This window comes from Microbacterium sp. NPDC058345, from assembly GCF_042723855.1.
In the GTDB taxonomy this organism is placed as follows: Bacteria; Actinomycetota; Actinomycetes; order Actinomycetales; family Microbacteriaceae; genus Microbacterium.
In genome coordinates, this window is record NZ_JBHXIG010000001.1 from 104791 (window position 1) to 120056 (window position 15266).

Genomic DNA, 15266 nt, shown 5'->3' on the forward strand with positions numbered 1-15266 from the left:
GACCGCGCGCCACCCACAGGGCCCCCACGCCCCCTCGAGGCTCAGCGCAGCGCGTCAGCGCTGTGCCCTAGAGTCCAACGCCGCAAGCTAGACCCGTGCCCACCCAGAGGGCCCCACGCCCCGAGGCTCAGCGCAGCGCGCCAGCGCTGTGCCTTAGAGCCCAACGCCGCAAGGCAAGACCCGTGCCCACCCAGAGGGGCCCCACGCCCCGAGGCTCAGGACGGCGCGCCAGCGCTGTCCTGAGGGGGCGTGGGGATCAGTCCTCGAGCGCCACCACCGGAATCACCGGGATGGCCGAGGTCGTCACGGGGATGGTAGGCGACATCAGCGTGCCGTCGTCGCGACGAGCATCCGCGAACTGGCGCAGCGTCGGCCGGCCGGGGCGCACCGGGCCCTGGTTCGCCAACGGCACCACAGCGGGATCGCCGACCTCGGCGATGTGGGTCGCGCCGCGCACCGTGAACGCCACGGGCGCACCCGAGCGCACTTCGACGCGCAGGGCGTCGCGGGTCACCGTCACCAGCAGCGACGAGCCCTGCCACTGCAGCGGATACGACAGTTCGGGCCAGTCCCGCGGCAGGCGCGGGTCGAAGCTCAGCTCGCCGTCGTGGTCGCGCATGCCACCGAAGCCGCTGACCAGCGCCGTCCACACGCCGCCGGCCGAGGCCACGTGCACGCCGTCGGAGGCGTTGTGGTGCAGGTCGCCGAGGTCGACGAAGATCGCCTGCTCGAAGTACTCCTGCGCGAGATCCTGGTACCCGACCTCCGCGGCCATGATCGACTGCACCACGGCCGACAGGGTCGAATCCCCGGTGGTCAGCGGGTCGTAGTAGTCGAAGTCGGCGAGCTTCTGCTCGGCCGTGAAGAGGTCGCCCTGCAGGAACAGCGCGAGCACCACATCGGCCTGCTTGAGCACCTGGAAGCGGTAGATCACCAGCGGGTGGAAGTGCAGCAGCAGCGGGCGCTGCTCGCGCGGCGTGCCCTCAAGATCCCACACCTCCCGCTCCAGGAACATCGCGTCCTGCGGGTGGATGCCGAGTCCCTCGCTGAACGGGATGTGCATGGCCTCGGCCGCACGAGCCCAGGCGTCCGCCTCGCCGGCGTCGAGGCCGGTCCTGTCGACCAGCGCGGCGTACGCCTCCGGCGCATCCCGCTGCATCTCGTGCACGATGCGGGCGGCGAAGCGCAGGTTGTACCTGGCCATCACGTTGGTGAACAGGTTGTCGTTGACGACCGTGGTGTACTCGTCGGGCCCGGTCACCCCGTGGATGTGGAACGTCGAGTCGCCGTTCGTGCCACGCCAGAAGCCCAGCGTCGCCCAGAGCCTGGCGGTCTCCACGGCGATGTCGGCGCCTTCCCGGCAGAGGAAGTCCACGTCGCGCGTGGCCCGCACGTACTTGCCCAGCGCGAAGCTCACGTCGGCGTTGATGTGGTACTGCGCGGTGCCGGCCGCGTAGTACGCCGACGCCTCCTCGCCGTTGATGGTGCGCCACGGGAACAGCGCTCCGGCCTCGTTCAGCTGCGCCGCGCGACGGCGGGCAGCGGGCAGCATGAGCACTCGCGCGCGCAGCGCGTTCTTCGCCCACTGCGGCGAGGTGTAGGTGAGGAACGGCAGCACGTAGATCTCGGTGTCCCAGAAGTAGTGGCCGCTGTAGCCCGACCCGGACAACCCCTTCGCCGGCACGCCGACGCCGTCGGCCCGTGCCGCGGCCTGGGCCAGCTGGAACAGGCACCAGCGCGTCGCCTGCTGCAGGTCGTCGCGTCCGGTGATGCGCACGTCGGAGCGATCCCAGAAGTCGGCGAGCCACAGCCTCTGCCGGCGGAACTGCGACTCGACGCCCTCCACCGCGGCGCGGTCGAGCGAGCGCCGGCAGCGATCGACGAGCTCCCTCGCCGGCACGCCGCGCGAGCTGTGATAGCTGACGATCTTGGTGACCCGGATGGGCACGCCGGCCTTCGCCTGCACGCGGAAGACGTTCTTGGCGATGTCGGGCTCGATCAGCGTGCGGGCGCTGTAGTCGTTCTCGGTCTCGATGATGTGGTCCGCCACGACGGCGACCGTCATGCCCGAATCGCTCACCCGGTACGACAGCGCCGAGCGCAGACCGTCCTGCCAGTACTCCTCCGGCTGCAGCACGCGCGCGGTGATCTTCTCCGCCTTGCGCGGATCGAAGCCCGTCTTGCGCTTCGACGACGAGCCCATCGGGTTGCCCGCGTAGATGCCGGCGCCGTCCTGGCGGTTCAGCAGCTGGCAGCTGATGGTCACCGGGGCGTCGGCGTTCTCGACGGTCACCTGGAGGCACAGCACCGCCAGATGGCGCTCGTCGAAGCTGACGATGCGCTCGTCGTGCAGTCGCACCCGCTTGCCGGACGGCGTCTCCCACACCACAGTGCGCTCGAGCACGCCGGTGCGCATGTCGAGGACGCGTTCGTACTCGTGCACGTCGGCCTCGTCGAAGGACAGCGGTTCGTCGTCGATGTAGACGCGCATCACCTTGGCATCCGGGGCGTTGACGATCGTCTGCCCGACCTCGGCGAACCCGTACGCCTGCTCCGCATGCCGGATCGGCCAGGTCTCGTGCAAGCCGTTGATGAAGGTGCCGTGCTCGTGAGCCCCGCGTCCCTCGACATGGTTCCCGCGCAGACCCAGGTAGCCGTTCGCGACGGTGAAGAGCGTCTCGGAGACGCCCTCCTGGTCGTAACGGGTCTCGACGAGACGCCAGGGGTCTACGGGGTAACGGTCGCGATCGATCATGCGTTCTCCGGGGCGAGAGAGGGGGTGAGGGGGTCAGCGCGCGGCGTCGGCCAGCAGACGCGCAAGATCATCGACGATACCGGTCGCGCCGGCCGCGCGCAGCACGTCAGCGCCGGCGCCGCGGTCGACGCCGACGACGGCGCCGTAGCCGGCGGCCGCCGCGGACGCGACGCCGGCCACGGCATCCTCCACCGCGACGGCGGCGGCGGGCGCGACGCCGAGCATCCTGGCGCCCTCGAGGAACATGTCGGGCGCGGGCTTGGACGCGAGATGTCCGCGTTCGGCGACCACGCCGTCGACGACGATGCGGAAGAAGTCGCGGATGCCGGCGCTGCCCAGCACCTCCTCGGCGTTCTTCGAACTCGACACCACGCCCATCGGCACTGCGGCGTCGCGCAGGCTCTGCAGCAGGGCGAGCGAGCCGGGGTACGGGGCGATGCCCTCGCTGCGCAGTGCCGCGGCGAACGCGGCGTTCTTGCGGTTGCCGATGCCGCAGATCGTCTCCGCCTCGGGAGGATCCGACACCTCGCCCCAGGGGATCTCGACGTCGCGGCTGCGCAGCAGGCTGGCGACGCCGTCATACCGCTTCTTGCCGTCGACATAGGCGAAGTAGTCGGCGTCGGTGTACGGCGGCACGATGCCCCACTGGGCGAACACCTGGTCGAACACCGCCTGCCAGGCGCGCATGTGCACCTCGGCGGTCGGCGTCAGCACGCCGTCGAGGTCGAACAGCACGCCCGCGGCGCGGTGCAGGTCGGGCAGAGTGTCAGGCACGAAGCCTCCAGAAGGTCAGCTCGAAGTAGTCGATCCGGCGCCACGTTGGGCTCGCAGACCAGCGTAACGAGAAAGCGGGCGGCCCGTGTCGCCGATCCGGATCGGATGCCGCCGCGGTCCGAGCGTCAGATCGCGCTCAGCGTCTGCCTGGCGATCTCGAGCTCCTCATCCGTGGGCACCACGAGCACCTCGACCGAGGAGTCGTCGGCGGAGATGCGCCGGGTTCCGGCGCCGCGCTCGGCGTTGCGATCGGCGTCCACGCGCACGCCCATGAATCCGAGAGTGGCCAGGGCATCCGCCCGCACGGCGGCGGCGTTCTCGCCCACTCCGGCGGTGAACGAGATGACGTCGACACCGCCGAGCTGTGCGATGTAGGCGCCGGCGTACGCGCGCAGCCGATGGATGTACACGTCGTAGGCGAGACTCGCCGTCTCGTCGCCGGCATCCCGCCGCGCGAGGATGTCGCGCATGTCGTTGCTGCCGCCCAGCCCGAGCAGCCCGCTGCGCTTGTTGAGCAGGGCGTCCAGCTGGTCGGTTCCGAGCCCTCCTCGCCGCGCGAGGTGGAACACCACGGCCGCGTCGATGTCGCCAGAACGCGTGCCCATCACCAGCCCCTCCAGAGGGGTGAAGCCCATCGACGTCTCCACAGAGCGCCCGCCGTCGACCGCCGTGACCGATGCGCCGTTGCCGAGGTGGAAGACGATCTGACGCAAACCATCGAGCGGTCTGCCGACGAACGCCGCCGCCGCTTCGGACACGTACTTGTGGCTGGTGCCGTGGAAGCCGTACCGACGGATGCGGTGATTCCTGGCCACTTCGGCGTCGATCGCGTACGTGTAGGCGGCCGGCGGAAGGGTCTGGTGGAACGCGGTGTCGAACACAGCGACGTGCGGCACGTCGGCGAAGGCGGCCTTCGCGGCGCGGATGCCGGCCAGGTTGGCCGGATTGTGCAGCGGCGCCAGCACCGACAGCTCGTCGATGTTGATCTCCACCAGCGGCGTGATCGGGGTCGGCTCGAAGAAGCGCGCCCCGCCGTGCACGACGCGGTGGCCGACGGCGACGGGCGGATGCCCGGCGAGATCCGGTCCGTGAGCGGCGAACTGCTGCAGCATCACGTCGAAGGCCTCGCCGTGATCGGCGATCGGCCGTTCGTCGGAGTGGCGGACATCGAGCATGGCCGGCACGGTCTCCCCCGGCCGCGCCACGACGCGCACGGTGTGGCTGACGGTGCCGCTCTGCTGGCCGATCCGCTCGATCAGGCCGCCGGCGAGTTCGGCCTCGCGCTCCACGTCGACGAGGCTGTACTTCAACGACGACGACCCGCTGTTGATCACCAGCACGACGCTCATCGCGACTCCTGCGCCTGGATGGCGGTGATCGCCACGGTGTTGACGATGTCGTCGACGAGCGCCCCGCGCGACAGATCGTTGATCGGCCTGTTCAGGCCCTGCAGCACCGGGCCGATGGCCACCGCTCCCGCCGAGCGCTGCACGGCCTTGTACGTGTTGTTGCCCGTGTTCAGGTCGGGGAACACGAACACGGTCGCCCTTCCGGCGACCGCCGAGTCGGGCAGCTTCGCCTTCGCCACGGCGGCGTCGGCGGCGGCGTCGTACTGGATCGGTCCTTCGACGGGCAGCTGCGGCATCCGCTCACGCACCAGACGGGTCGCCTCGCGGACCTTGTCGACGTCGGCGCCGGTACCCGACTCCCCCGTGGAGTACGACAGCATCGCCACTCGGGGGTCGATGCCGAACTGCCGGGCGGTCGCCGCCGACGAGATCGCGATGTCGGCGAGCTGCACACTGGTCGGGTCGGGGATCACCGCACAGTCCCCGTAGACGAGCACCCGGTCGGCGAGCGCCATCAGGAACACGCTCGAGACGACCTCGACGCCGGGGCGCGTCTTGATGATCTCGAACGACGGCCGGATCGTGTGCGCGGTGGTGTGCGCGGCTCCGGAGACCATGCCGTCGGCCAGCCCGAGGTGCACCATCATCGTGCCGAAATACGACACGTCGGTGACGGTGTCGGCGGCGCGCTGCAGGGTGACCCCCTTGTGCGCGCGCAGCCGCGCGTACTCCGCGGCGAAGCGCTCGACGAGCTCGGGATCGGTGGGGCTGACGATCTGCGCGGCGGAGATGTCGAGGCCGAACGACGCCGCCCGCGCGCGGATGTCGCCCTCGTCGCCGAGGATGGTCAGGTCGGCGACGTCACGGGCGAGCAGGATGGATGCCGCCCGCAGGATGCGGTCGTCATCTCCCTCCGGCAGCACGATGCGCTTGCGATCGGCGCGCGCTCGTGCGACGAGCCCGTACTCGAACATCAGCGGTGTGACGACCGTGGACTCGGCCAGCCCCAGCTCGATGGACAGCTCGGTGATGTCGACATGGGTCTGGAACAGCGCGAGCGCGCGCTCGTACCGCTGCACCGATTCGACGCTCATCCGGCCGCGGGTGTTCATGATCCGGGTGGCGGTGTCGAAGGTGCCGAGGTCGGTGGCGACGATCGGGATGCCGATCGCGAATCCCTCCAGCAGCTGCTCGATGGGCTCGGGCAGCGGAAACGGTCCGTTCAGCACGATGCCGGCGATCTGCGGGAACGTGCCGGACGCGGATGCCAGCAGCGCGGCGAGCAGCACCTCGGTGCGGTCTGCGGCGATGACCACCACGGCGCCCTCGGTGATGCGCGGCAGCACGTTGACCATGGACATCCCGGAGACGACGACGTCGAACGCCTCACGATCGAGCAGCGCGGGATCACCCTTGAGCAGCCGCCCGTCGACGGCGTCGAGGATGCCGCGCATCGACGGTGCGACGAGGATCCGCTCCTCGGGAATCGCCCACACTGGCGTGCGCCTCTGCTGTACGGCCTCGACCCGATCGATCGCGGCCTGCAGTGCATCCGGATCGGCGCGGTTGACGACCACGGCGAACAGCTCCGCGCGTTCCTCGGCCAGCTCGGCGAACGCCAGGGCCGCCATCTGGCCGATCTGCTCGGCCGAGCGCGCCGTCGTGGTGCCCAGCTGCTCGGCCTGACGTTGCTGGTCGCGGCCGGAGAGCACCAGCATGACGGGGGCGCCGAGGTTGGCGGCGATGCGGGCGTTGAATCCGAGCTCCGCGGGACTCGCGACGTCGGTGTAATCCGTGCCGATCACGACGACCGAGTCGCACTGCGCCTCGACGGCCTTGAACCGCGCGACGATGTCGGCGAGCGCGCGGTCGGGGTCGCGGCGGACGTCGTCGTAGGTCACGCCGACGCAGGCGTCGTAGTCGAGATGCACGCCGTCGTGCGCGAGCATCAGTTCGAGCACGTGGTCGCGCTCGTCGGCCGATCGGGTGATGGGCCGGAACACCCCGACTTTCGGTGAGACGCGCATCAGGGCGTCGAGCACGCCCAGGGCGATGGTCGACTTGCCGGTGTGCCCCTCGGCTGAGGTGATGTAGATGCTGCGCGCCACGGTGCCAGCCTATGCCGGGCACGCTCCCGACAGGGCGTCGACCACGGCCATCGCATCGTCGTGGAACGGGGCGTAGTGTTCGCTGTCGGAATTGATCTGCACGCGGTGGATGGCGTGCGAGGGCGGCAGCTCCTGCCAGCCGGGGATCGTGCGCAGCCGCGCGAAGAAGCGCGTCGCGGCCGTGGCCGGGTCCATGCGCTCCTCGGCGGTGCCCCACCATTCCTGCTGCTGGAACAGGCCGACGCTGGTGGTGCGGCTGCCGTCCGGGTTCGTCACGCCCGAGGTCTCCCAGTCGCCGTAGTCGATGTTGTGCAGCGAGCTCTCGCCCATGGCCGCCATCACGCCGAGGATCTGGGCCTCGCGCTCGAGATCCATGCGTTCGGCGGCGCGCACGATGGTCGCCGCGTTCTCGAGCTGGTCTCCGCGCCAGCCGTGCACGCCGGTCGCCGGGAACGCCTGCGGACGCTCGGCGCAGTACTCGTGCCGTTGAGCGGTGAGCAGTCCCAGGACGATCAGGAGCGCGGATGTCGCCACGGCGACCGCCACCGTGATCCACGTCGCCCGGAGCATGCGCTTGCGGGCGCGGCGTCGTGCAGCCCTCCGGCGAGCAGTCGACGCCCGCTTGCGGTGCTCGCTCACGCCGGAGTCCCTCGGCGGCGCCCTCCGGCGAGCGCCGCGAGCCCGCCGCCGATGGCCCCGAACAGGTGCGCCTGCCACGACACTCCGGCCGCGGCGGCGAAGATGCCGGCCAGCATGGTCGCGCCGTACAGCACGATGACGATCAGCGCGATGGCGGCATAGGCGATGCGGTGCGGCATCCTGCCCGGCGCGAACACGCGCAGGACCACGTAGCCGAAGTAGCCGAACACCAGCACGGACGCCCCGACGGTGAGGGTGCCGGGGAGGTTGAGCAGCCAGGTGCCCGCGCCGCCGACCAGCGCTGCGACGGCCGTGACGACCCAGAATCGGCCGGCCCCCTCGACCGCCACCAGGCAGCCCAGCACGAGCAGCGGCACGGAGTTGGCGATCAGATGCGGCCAGTTCGCATGCAGCAGCGGCCCGAGCACGATGCCGCCGAGGCTACCGGCATCCCAGGAACGCAGTCCGAACCCGGTGAAGGAGCCCGGCAGCACGGCATCCGCGAACTGGATCACCCACATCACGGCGAGCAGCGCGACGGGCGCGAGGAACCGCGCGAAGGAGGTCGGGCGTCGGAAGGGCGCAGGACTGGTCACGTCACGATCCTGACAGGCCTGATTCGGAACAGGCCGGGAAAAGAGAAGACCCTCCGCGCACCCGACAGAGCCCGGTTACCCTTGCTGCGTTTCCGCCCTGGGGGAATTGGCCTGGATGTCGTCACGCGGAGAGCCGTCGACCAGTCTACCCGACGTGCGGAGGCGGTCTGTTCCCGCCTCCGCCGGGTTACGATCGACACACGCAAGGACGCGCGAAAGGGCATCGCATGCACGAGCAGGTCACCGAGCAGATCACCCCCCGGGCGGGCGCCGCGCCGGAGGGCACGGAGCAGATCACGGCCGAGCAGTTCGCGGCGCACACGTCGCGCATCATCGGCTCGATCTCGTCGGTGATCGACGGCAAGCCCGACGCCGTGCGCAGCGCGCTGATCTGCCTGCTCGCCGAGGGTCATCTGCTCATCGAGGACGTGCCCGGCGTGGGCAAGACCATGCTCGCCAGGGCGCTGGCCGCCAGCATCGACGCCACGGTTCGCCGCATCCAGTTCACCCCCGACCTGCTGCCCGGCGACGTCACCGGCGTCGCCGTCTACGACCCGGTGGCGCGGGAGTTCGAGTTCAAGCGGGGCGCGGTGTTCGCGCACATCGTGATCGCCGACGAGATCAACCGCGCCTCCCCCAAGACGCAGTCGTCGCTGCTCGAGGCGATGGAGGAGCACCAGGTCACGGTCGACGGCGCCACGCACCGGCTGCCCGACCCGTTCCTCGTCGTCGCCACGCAGAACCCGCTCGAGATGGAGGGGACGTACCCCCTGCCCGAGGCGCAGCGCGACCGGTTCATGATGCGCATCTCGATGGGCTACCCGGATGCCGCCGCCGAGACGATGATGCTGCGCCAGCGCGAGACGGTGAACCCGCTGTCCGCCGTCACCGCCGCGACCGACGCCGCCACCGTGCGGCAGCTGATCGGCTGGGCACGGCGGGTGCACGTCGCCGAGTCGATCGAGGAGTACGCGGTCGCGCTCGCGCAGGCCACCCGGATGGACCCGAGCCTGCACCTCGGCGCCAGTCCACGCGCCACCCTGCAGCTGGTGCGGGCTGCGAAGGTGAACGCCGCCCTCGACGGACGCGACTTCGTGGTGCCTGACGACCTGACCGACCTCATCATCCCGGTGTTCGCGCACCGCCTGCTGGCCGCCAGAGGCGTGCATCGAGCCGGTGCGCAGCCCGTGGAGGCGGCGCTGAACCAGATCGTCGCCCGCGTACCGGTGCCCTTCGCCGGCATGCGCGTGTGAGAAGCCGGCCCCGACGATGAACCGAAGGTCGCTGACCGCCAGGGGGGTGGCGTGCCTGACCGCGGGCATCCTGCTCGCGGTCGCCGCCAACGTGGCGGCGGCCCGGCCGCTGCTGTACGTGGGCGTGCTGCTCATCGCCCTGCCGCTGCTCGCGGCGCTGACCGTCTTCGCGCCGCGGCGCAGCGGTGACGTGACGAGGGTGATCTCGACCGACCTGCTCGCCGTGGGCGAGGTGTCGAGGGTCAGCATGCGCGTCGACCTGCGCGCCGTCGGACGCCCGAACGGCACGTGGCGCGACACACTGCCGCGCGCCGTGCGCGGCGACGCTCAGGGCGACTACCCCGGCGACACCGCCACCCTGCGCTACGACGTGGAGGGAGTGCGCCGCGGCATCTCCACCCTCGGGCCGCTCGTCCTGCGGACCGTCGACGGGTTCGGGCTCGCCCAGCGCGAACAGGCGTTCGGCGACACCCGCACGATCACGGTCGTGCCGCAGGTGCTTCCGCTGCCGCCGCTGCCGACGAAGGTGGGCGCCGCGGGCGGCACCGCCCAGACGCGCTCCAGTCGCCTCGGGCAGGGCGCGGACAACCTGATCCCCCGTCCGTACATGTCCGGCGACTCCCGGCGGCGCATCCACTGGCGGGCCACCGCGCACCGCGGCGATCTGATGGTGCGGCAGGAGGAGGAGGAGGCGAGCCCCGACGCCGTCGTCGTGCTCGATCGCGCCGCGGCACGGTGGGCGCGCCCGGGTGACGAGCCCGACCCGGCGTTCGAGGCGGCGGTGTCGCTGTGCGCCTCCGCCGCTCTGCGTTTCGTGCAGGACGGGTACAGCGTCGACGTGGTCGACAGCGCCGGCGGACTGCTCGGCGCGTTGCGAGGGCACGAAGACGACCGCGACGGCCTGATGGTGGCTCTCGCCACGGTGCTGCCGCGCGGCGAGGGCCGCGACCTGCGCACCGTCATCGGCGGAAACCCGCCCGGTCCGCTGGTGTTCATCACCGGCCGCATCGACGCGGCGGATGCCGAGCGGCTGAGCACGGCCGGCGCGGCGGCGCCGATGCTCCTGGCGGCGGCGCCCGCGGCCGACGCCCTGGGGATGGCGGCGGCACACGGGTGGAACACGGCCGAGATCGATCCAGGCGGCGACCTTGCAGACGCCTGGTCGGATGCGCTCCCGATGGCGAAGACGGCTCATGGCTGAGCCACGGCCGGCGACAGACGCGCCCCGGCGTCCGCGCGCGCATCCCGTCGCCGTCGGCGTGTTCGCGGCGCTCGTCGTCCTCGTCGAACTGTGGCCCTACTCCGGGGTCATCTCGCCCGGGCTGTGGAGCTATGTCGCCGTGGTCGTCGTGATCGTCGTCGCGGGCAGCGGCATCCTTGCCCGCCTGCTGCTGCGAACGGCCCGTGCCGGCATCCGCCGACCGGTGACGCTGCTCGCTCAGCTGGTCGCCGTCAGCATCGCCTGCACGCTGCTGCTGGCCGGCGAGACGACCGTCTTCGGCTTGTTCCCCACCGAGACGACGGTGCGGCTGGTGGGTGCGCGCCTGTCGCAGAGCGTCACAGAGGTCATGACCGGCACGGCGCCCGTTCCCGCCTCCCTCCCCCTGGCGACCCTCGTCGGACTCGCGTTCGCGGTCGTCGCGATCCTGATCGACCAGCTGTTCGCGCTGCGACAGGTGATCCTGACCGTGGTCCTGGCCACCGTGGTGGGCGTGATGCCGATGATCATCTCGTTCGGCGCGGTGAACATCGCCTGGTTCCTGCTGCACTCCGTGACCGTGCTGCTGCTGTTCCGTCACGCTGCGCGGCATGATCGCCGCGCCCCACGCGAATCGTCGTACATCGCCGCCGCGAGCGTCGGCGCCGCGGCGATCGTCGTGGCACTCGTCATCTCGCCCGGCCTGCCGGTGGTGGTGGCCACGATGCCCGGCACGGGTCCCGCTCTCACCGTGAACGCAGATCTTCGCCTCGGCGAGGATCTGCGCCGTCCGCAGAACGTCGAGGTGATGACCCTGGTCACCTCGGCGGCGCAGCCGCCGTATCTGAGGATCGCGAGCCTGTCGCGGTTCGACGGCGAGGTGTGGCGGCCGGACCGCGGGCCCCGTCAGGCGCTCGATGCGGGCTTCGGACCCGACGACTGGGGTGACGGGATCGAGGCCGTCGAGCACGAGGTGTCGATCCGGGTGACCGGGGTCTCCAGTGCGCGCCTGCCCGTGCCCTACGCGGCGGAGCGGATCGACGGCGCTCGCGACGGCTGGGAGGCGATGCCCGTGAACCGCACCGTCGTGAGCCGTACGGCGGATGCGGCGGGAGAGGACTACACCGTCACCACCGCGACCGCCACGCCGACTCTGGAGCAGATCCGCGCCAGTTCCGCCCGGGGCGTCGATCGCGAAGAGCAGCCGACCGAGGACCTGCCCGCGATCATCGCCGAGACCGCCCGCGAGGTGACCGCACAGGCGTTCTCCGACTACGACCGACTCATCGCGCTGCAGGACTGGTTCCGCACCGAGTTCAGCTACTCGCTGGACGCGCCCGTCGACGAGGGCTTCGACGGCACCGGCGCGGACGCCGTCGAGACGTTCCTGCAGGAGCGCACCGGGTACTGCATCCACTTCGCCGGTGCGTTCGCGCTGATGGCCCAGACGATGGACATGCCCGTGCGGATCATCGTCGGCTACCTGCCCGGCACCTCGACCGACGAGAAGCGCGGCGACGACACGGTGTACTCCATCACGAGCGACCAGCTGCACGCGTGGCCGGAGGTGTTCTTCCAGGGCATCGGCTGGGTGGCGTTCGAACCGACGGCCACGCTCGGCGTGCCGACGGCGTTCGTCGCCGCCGAGAGCGAAGGCGGGTCCGGCGAGGCGCCCGAGGCGCCCACGCCCACCACGGGGCCGAGCACCGGTCCGACCGCCGGAGCGACCGACCTCGACGATCCGCGCGCCGACGAGCCCGGCGGCGGCGACTCCCTGCGCACCCTCGACCCGACCCCCGTGCTGCTGACCGTGTCGGGCGTCCTGATCCTGCTGCTGCTGCCCGCGGTGGTGCGTCTGCTGCTGCGTGCGGTGCGGTTCGGCCGCGCACGGTCCGGCGACGCGATGGCGGCGTGGCGCGAGCTCACCGCGACGATGACCGATCTCGGGCTGGCGACTCCCGATGCGCAGACCGCACGGATGCGGGCCGCCGAGCTGACCGAGGAGCGCGGCGTGCCCGCGGGGGATCTGTCGGTGCTCGTGCAGGCTGTGGAGCGCACCAGCTACGCGTCCGCCGCCTCCGGGGCCGGCGACCTCGCGTCGGCGTTGCGACAGGCGCTCGCGCGCCTCACCGCCAGCGTCGACGGTCGCCGCAGGGTCGCGGCCCGGCTGCTGCCGGGCTCGCTCTTCCGCCGCGGGTAGCGCACCGTCTCCGCGGTGCCCCCCCGCTACGCGGCGTGCTCCGCGCACGGCACCGCCGCGCATCCGTCGCACACGACGAACTGCCGTCGGCAGGACGGCTCGGGGCAGTTCGCGGTGCGCTTGGTGGCGGTGCCGCATCCGACGCACCGTCCGACGACGGCGGCGTGGTCGGAGAAGTCCACCGAGCCGCGCTTGTCGAACACGTACAGGGAGCCCTCCCACAGGCCGTCATCGCCGAAGGTCTCGCCGTAGCGGACGATACCGCCGTCGAGCTGGTACACCTCGCCGAACCCGCGCGAGACCATCAGGCTCGACAGCACCTCACAGCGGATTCCGCCGGTGCAGTACGTGACCACCGGCTTGCCCTTGAGATCGTCGTACCGTCCCTCGTCGAGCAGACGCACGAAGTCGCGCGTCGTTTCCGTATCGGGCACGATCGCGCCTCGGAACCGACCGATCTCAGCTTCGAGCGCGTTGCGGCCGTCGAAGAAGACGACCTCGTCGCCGCGCTCGGCCAAGAGCTCGTGCAGCTGCTCGGGGCTGAGCCTGGCGCCTCCGCCGACGACGCCGTGCTCGTCGACCGCGAGCTCACCGGGTGCGCCGAACGACACGATCTCGTCGCGCACCTTCACGCTCAGCTTGGGGAAGTCGACGCTGTAGCCGTCGGGGTCGACGCCCGTGCCCTCGCTCCACTTGATGTCGGCCTTCGTGAACGCCGGGTGCTCGCGGAACCGGCGCACCCACTTCTTCACCGCGGGCAGATCGCCGCCCAGCGTGCCGTTGATGCCCTGCCCGGAGATGAGGATGCGGCCGCGCAGCTTCAGGCTCTCGGCGAGGTCGCGCTGCCACAGCCGGATCGCCTCGGGGTCGGCGAGCGGCGCGAACGCATAGAAGAGCACGATCTTGGGTGTGGGCACCAGGGTTCTCCGTCCGGACGGGAGGAACCTCGAAAGGGCCCCGCATTCGCGGAGCCCTTTCGAAGTCTGGCGGTGACGGAGGGATTCGAACCCTCGGTTGCTTGCACAACACACGCTTTCCAAGCGTGCTCCTTCGGCCGCTCGGACACGTCACCAAGGAACAACCTGTCCATCCTATCCGATCCGCTCGCAGGCGAAGGACGGACCACGTCGCGCGCTCAGTCGTCGAAGCGCACGCCGTACATCGTCGTGTCCGGGTCCGACTCGAGCCGGTGCATGCCGATCCGCTCGTAGAACGCGCCTGCTCCGGTGTTGGCCGGGTTCATGCCCAGGTGCAGTCCGGGAACCCCGCGGCGGCGCAGCTCGTCGAACAGGGCCTCGATGAGGCGTCGCCCCAGCCCCTGGCCCTGCGTCTCGGGCAGCAGGTCGATGTGCAGATGCGCAGGGTAGTCCGCCGCATGCGGCTCTCGCCCCGGTCCCCGTCGGCTCGCGTAGAGGATGATGCCGTCCTCGCGCGTGGGCTCGTCTGCCCCGGAGAGCGGGTAGTCGTCGGAGATGCGGGGCCACCACTCGTCGCGGAACCACTGCTCGAAGGCGTCGGTGTCGTCCGTCGCCACGATGTAGCCGGTCGTACGCCCGTCGGCCGATTCCACCACCCAGGCGAGATCCGGATGCCGCTCGACGTAGGGCACGGCGAAGACGTCGCCCCACAGCCGGTCGTCGGTGAACATCCCGGTCGCGTCGCCCCCGGCATCCGCCGTCTTCACGCACACCTCATAGAGGGCATCCCGATCGGACGGGCGGTACGGACGGATGCTCGACACGGGCGGCTCCTCGGTTGCGACGGACGGACGTGCCCAGCCTAGTGACGCCCAGGCGCCGAACGCCGCCGCGACCAGCAGCGCGCCGGCCGCGCCGACGAGCATCCCGCCCGCGGTGTCGGTGATCCAGTGCACGCTGAGCACTGTCCGCGACAGCGCCATCGCCAGCGTCCACAGCACCCCGATGATCGCCACGCGCCGTCGGGGGAACACCAGCCACAGCACGACGGCGATGGTCGTCGCATTGGCCGTATGCCCGGAGGGGAATGAACCGTAGTCGGACGCGACGAGCATGTCATCCGGCCTGGCGCGTCCGAAGATCTCCTTGGTGAGCTGCACGAGCGCGGCGCTCACCAGGAAGGCGGCGGCGGTGTACACGGCGGCGCGCCAGCGGCGCATCAGCAGCAGCACCGTCGCGATCAGTCCCGGAACCAGGAAGATCGCGATCCACCCTCCGCCGATGCGGTTGAGCACGTGCGCGAGCGCCAGCATCCAAGGCTGCCGCACGTCGGCCATCAGCCGGTTCCAGGCCATGTCGAAGCCGTTGGTCGCCTCGCCCGGCAGCACGACCACGAGCACGCCGAGCACGAGAGCAGCGGTGAGCAGTGCACCGCCGGTGATCAGCATGCGTCGGCGAATCATCGTCCCATTCTGCC

General features: G+C 70.9%; 11 protein-coding genes, 1 tRNA gene and 1 other RNA gene. 3 read left to right on the forward strand and 10 right to left on the reverse strand.

Translation table 11 applies throughout. From position 1 onward, the window contains the following. Window positions 1-256: 256 nt before the first annotated feature. From ACFWH5_RS00585 to ffs, 7 genes are all read right to left on the reverse strand, one after another. Complete coding sequence (locus ACFWH5_RS00585; RefSeq protein ID WP_378830597.1) at window positions 257-2755, reverse strand: glycoside hydrolase family 65 protein; 2499 nt, start codon at window positions 2753-2755, stop codon at window positions 257-259. A 33-nt stretch (window positions 2756-2788) separates the two neighbouring features. Further along, the gene (locus ACFWH5_RS00590; RefSeq protein ID WP_378830599.1) at window positions 2789-3529 is read right to left on the reverse strand and encodes an HAD family hydrolase; all 741 of its coding nucleotides are present in this window, start codon (window positions 3527-3529) and stop codon (window positions 2789-2791) included. A gap of 125 nt (window positions 3530-3654) precedes the next feature. Next, complete coding sequence (locus tag ACFWH5_RS00595) at window positions 3655-4878, reverse strand: acetate/propionate family kinase (RefSeq protein ID WP_378830602.1); 1224 nt, start codon at window positions 4876-4878, stop codon at window positions 3655-3657. Continuing rightward, window positions 4875-6986 (reverse strand): phosphate acetyltransferase, encoded by a 2112-nt coding sequence (gene pta / locus ACFWH5_RS00600; protein WP_378830604.1) that lies wholly within the window; start codon window positions 6984-6986, stop codon window positions 4875-4877. The genes ACFWH5_RS00595 and pta overlap by 4 nt, the downstream gene beginning before the upstream one ends. Window positions 6987-6995: 9 nt before the next feature. Continuing rightward, a complete protein-coding gene (locus ACFWH5_RS00605) occupies window positions 6996-7625 on the reverse strand; it encodes a hypothetical protein (protein ID WP_378830606.1) in 630 nt (209 codons plus the stop codon). After that, window positions 7622-8221 carry a rhomboid family intramembrane serine protease gene (locus ACFWH5_RS00610; RefSeq protein WP_378830608.1) on the reverse strand — a complete coding sequence of 200 codons (600 nt, stop codon included), beginning with the start codon at window positions 8219-8221 and terminating at the stop codon, window positions 7622-7624. The genes ACFWH5_RS00605 and ACFWH5_RS00610 overlap by 4 nt, the downstream gene beginning before the upstream one ends. A 41-nt stretch (window positions 8222-8262) precedes the next feature. After that, window positions 8263-8359, reverse strand: an RNA gene (gene ffs / locus ACFWH5_RS00615) — signal recognition particle sRNA small type. Between the two features lie 89 nt (window positions 8360-8448). On the opposite strand from ffs, the gene ACFWH5_RS00620 reads away from it, so the two are divergent. Genes ACFWH5_RS00620 through ACFWH5_RS00630 form a run of 3 tightly spaced genes read left to right on the forward strand, consistent with a single transcriptional unit; the run spans window position 8449 to window position 12872 of the window. Next, window positions 8449-9474, forward strand: coding sequence for an AAA family ATPase (locus ACFWH5_RS00620; protein WP_378830611.1), 1026 nt, complete (start codon window positions 8449-8451; stop codon window positions 9472-9474). Window positions 9475-9490: 16 nt separating this feature from the next. Then, entirely contained in the window at window positions 9491-10675 is a 1185-nt protein-coding gene (locus tag ACFWH5_RS00625) for a DUF58 domain-containing protein (protein ID WP_378830613.1), read from the forward strand. After that, window positions 10668-12872, forward strand: coding sequence for a transglutaminaseTgpA domain-containing protein (locus tag ACFWH5_RS00630; protein ID WP_378830616.1), 2205 nt, complete (start codon window positions 10668-10670; stop codon window positions 12870-12872). Before ACFWH5_RS00625 ends, ACFWH5_RS00630 begins: the two co-directional genes overlap by 8 nt. A 26-nt stretch (window positions 12873-12898) precedes the next feature. On the opposite strand, the gene ACFWH5_RS00635 is transcribed toward ACFWH5_RS00630, so the two are convergent. The 3 genes from ACFWH5_RS00635 to ACFWH5_RS00645 all read right to left on the reverse strand — a co-directional run bounded on the left by ACFWH5_RS00635 (window position 12899) and on the right by ACFWH5_RS00645 (window position 15252). Beyond that, window positions 12899-13789 (reverse strand): rhodanese-related sulfurtransferase, encoded by an 891-nt coding sequence (locus ACFWH5_RS00635; protein ID WP_378830618.1) that lies wholly within the window; start codon window positions 13787-13789, stop codon window positions 12899-12901. Between the two features lie 67 nt (window positions 13790-13856). Continuing rightward, window positions 13857-13944, reverse strand: a tRNA-Ser gene (locus ACFWH5_RS00640). A gap of 63 nt (window positions 13945-14007) precedes the next feature. Beyond that, window positions 14008-15252, reverse strand: a complete 1245-nt coding sequence (locus tag ACFWH5_RS00645) for a GNAT family N-acetyltransferase (protein ID WP_378830620.1) — start codon at window positions 15250-15252, stop codon at window positions 14008-14010. Between the last annotated feature and the right edge of the window lie 14 nt (window positions 15253-15266).

What these genes read in the sequence shown, in the direction of transcription:
- ACFWH5_RS00585 (WP_378830597.1), bottom strand. Translation starts at nt 2,755, where the DNA reads ATGATCGATCGCGACCGTTACCCCGTAGACCCCTGGCGTCTCGTCGAG.
- ACFWH5_RS00595 (WP_378830602.1), bottom strand. Translation starts at nt 4,878, where the DNA reads ATGAGCGTCGTGCTGGTGATCAACAGCGGGTCGTCGTCGTTGAAGTAC.
- ACFWH5_RS00620 (WP_378830611.1), top strand. Translation starts at nt 8,449, where the DNA reads ATGCACGAGCAGGTCACCGAGCAGATCACCCCCCGGGCGGGCGCCGCG.
- ACFWH5_RS00625 (WP_378830613.1), top strand. Translation starts at nt 9,491, where the DNA reads ATGAACCGAAGGTCGCTGACCGCCAGGGGGGTGGCGTGCCTGACCGCG.
- ACFWH5_RS00630 (WP_378830616.1), top strand. Translation starts at nt 10,668, where the DNA reads ATGGCTGAGCCACGGCCGGCGACAGACGCGCCCCGGCGTCCGCGCGCG.
- ACFWH5_RS00645 (WP_378830620.1), bottom strand. Translation starts at nt 15,252, where the DNA reads ATGATTCGCCGACGCATGCTGATCACCGGCGGTGCACTGCTCACCGCT.